The following is a 2,852-nucleotide window of genomic DNA, read 5'->3' on the forward strand; positions in this document are numbered from 1 at the left end:
AAGAGATAAAAGACCCGTTGACGTATAAGATTATTGGCTGTGCGATGAAGGTGCATAGCACGTTGGGCAACGGATTCCAGGAGGTTATTTATCAGAGATGTTTAGCGATAGAGATGGAGAAGCAGGGGTTAGGATTTGCCCGGGAATTGGAAATACCCATTTATTATGAAGACATACAAGTAGGTACTAGAAGGGCTGATTTTGTAGTAGAAGATCAAGTGATTGTTGAGCTGAAAGCCATCATTCAGTTGGAAGACGTTCACTTAGCGCAGGGACTAAACTATCTACAAGCATACAAAATTGATAAAGGATTACTAATCAACTTCGGGGCGAGGAGCTTAGAGGTAAAACGCCTATTCCGCAAAGGACCAGGATTCTCAGAATTGAAGGATTAGCAAGATTGAAAAAAGAGGAAAACAAATAACTAATTATCCTATGAACGAAATCTTGCTAATCTCCTAATCCAATGAATCCTAATTCTGACAATTTACTTCCTAAGCTTGCCCAACGCTTTCTCCGCTGGTTTCTCCGGGATAATCTAGCGGAAGAGGTAGAAGGTGATCTGGAAGAAAAGTTCTACCAAACACTAAAAGAACATTCGTTAGCTCGGGCTAAGCGTAATTATTGGTACCAAGTATTTCATTATCTACGGCCATTTGCTATCCGAAACCTAACATTTTATAACCCAACCCACTACGCCATGTACCGAAACTATTTTAAAATTGGCTGGAGAAATATCTTAAAGCATAAAGGTTACTCATTCATCAATATCAGTGGGTTAGCCGTAGGAATGGCCGTGGCTACCCTGATTGCCTTATGGGTACACGATGAGCTCTCGTTTGATAAATATCATCAGAATTATGATCGATTGGCCTGGGTAATGCAGAACCAATCGTTTGAGGGAGAAATTCGAACCTGGCAGTCGCAAGCACTGCAACTAGCTCCTGAGCTTCGCAGTAATTACGAAACATACTTTGAGCATGTTAGCATGGTAAGTTTTCCGCAAGGGCGTGCATTACGAAAGGATGATAAGGCACTGACGAAAACAGGTCTATTCATGGAGCCGGTCGCTCCAGAAATGCTTACATTGAAAATGCTCAGCGGCACTCAGCAGAGCTTAGCAGAACCCAACTCGGTTTTGCTTACTAGATCAACAGCTCAAGCTTTCTTTGGTGACCAAGACCCGATCAATCAGATTTTATTGTTAAGCGATCGGGAGGTGAAAGTCACTGGCGTGTACGAAGACTTGCCAGATAACTCTAGCTTCGCCGAGGTAGAATTTATTGCGCCCTGGGAATTATACTTGAAAGATTTACCGGATTGGCTAAGCTGGGGAAATAGCTGGTTTCAAACAATGGTGCAAATTGCTGATCACGCTGAAATGGAGCAAGTTTCAGATGCGATTAAAGACGCGAAAAAGAAACGAGTAACGGAGGACGAAGGTGCTCGGTTCAATCCCGAACTTTTTCTTCACCCAATATCCAAAGCGTATTTGTACTCAGATTTTGAACAAGGCGTTATTACTGGTGGACGAATCCAGTACGTATGGCTATTTGGCATTATTGGGGCTTTTGTCTTGCTCTTAGCTTGCATCAATTTTATGAATTTAAGTACCGCTCGGTCGGAGAAGCGAGCGAAGGAAATTGGAGTTCGTAAAGCGGTGGGGTCACTGCGTGGCCAACTCATTGGTCAATTCTTTACTGAATCCTTACTGATTGTAGCTCTGTCGTTTGTGGTTGCCATCTTGTTAGTGTGGTTAATTCTTCCGGCTTTCAACGAGGTAGCCGACAAAGAAGTTAGTATTCCATGGTCTAATCCTTGGTTTTGGCTAGTGGGGTCAGGCTTTATTCTGCTTACTGGAATAGTAGCGGGAAGCTATCCGGCTTTATACCTTTCTTCGCTAAAAGCCGTGAGAGTGCTAAAAGGTACGTTCCGAACCGGACGGCTGGCTGCCCTGCCGCGTAAAGTGCTCGTTGTGACGCAGTTTGCAGTTTCGGTGAGTTTGATCATCGGTACCATGATCGTCTTTCAGCAAATCCAGTTCGTTAAAAACCGCCCAATTGGCTACAATATTAATCACCTACTCACTGTTCCGGCGAGAGGCGAAGCAAACCAGCGTTTTAATGCTTTTCGAAACGAATTGCTACAAACTGGAATGGTGGAAGAAATAGCCAAATCAGAGTCTCCCATCACGCAGACATTTACGACCAATAGCGGTCTTGACTGGCGGGGAAAAGTACCCGGCATGCAGGATGAATTTGTCACCATGCGGGTTACCCACGAATTTGGTGAAACTATTGATTGGAACATCGTGGAAGGACGAGATTTCTCTCGCGACTTTGCTACAGATTCTATGGGCTTAGTCATCAATGAAGCAGCGGTTGAATATATGGGTTTTGATGATCCGGTTGGGGAGCAATTAGATTGGGGTGAGAACGGAATTTACACCATCATTGGAGTGGTAGAAGACATGATTACCCAGTCGCCCTACGCTCCGGTAAGGCAGATGATCTTCTTCATTGATTATAACCGATCCGATGTTCTTAATATCAAACTAAAGCATAATGTAAGTGCCCAACAAGCCTTAGCGGATATTGAGTCGGTCTACAAAAAATTTGACCCTAATAATCCGTTTGAATATAGCTTTGCCGATGAGCAGTATGCCCGAAAATTTGGGAATGAAGTACGGGTAGGTAAACTCTCAGGTTTCTTTGCTATGATTGCCATCTTTATTAGTTGCTTGGGTTTGTTCGGTCTAGCTTCCTTCGTAGCCGAAAGGCGGACAAAAGAAATTGGCATTCGTAAAGTACTAGGGGCTTCGGTAAAGAATTTATGGCAGCTACTTTCTAAAG

The 2,852-nt window shown here is 43.6% G+C and carries 2 protein-coding genes; both read left to right on the plus strand.

Going from position 1 to position 2,852, the window contains the following annotated elements; translation table 11 throughout:
* Positions 1-5: 5 nt before the first annotated feature.
* On the plus strand, positions 6-395 hold the full coding sequence (locus tag WBA23_RS14200) for a GxxExxY protein (RefSeq protein ID WP_424582938.1): 390 nt from the start codon (positions 6-8) through the stop codon (positions 393-395).
* Between the two features lie 71 nt (positions 396-466).
* The coding region (locus WBA23_RS14205; RefSeq protein ID WP_424582937.1) for an ABC transporter permease at positions 467-2,852 on the plus strand (2,386 nt) is incomplete at its 3' end.

Source organism: Tunicatimonas sp. (genome assembly GCF_049647865.1).
Taxonomy (GTDB): Bacteria; Bacteroidota; Bacteroidia; order Cytophagales; family Cyclobacteriaceae; genus Tunicatimonas.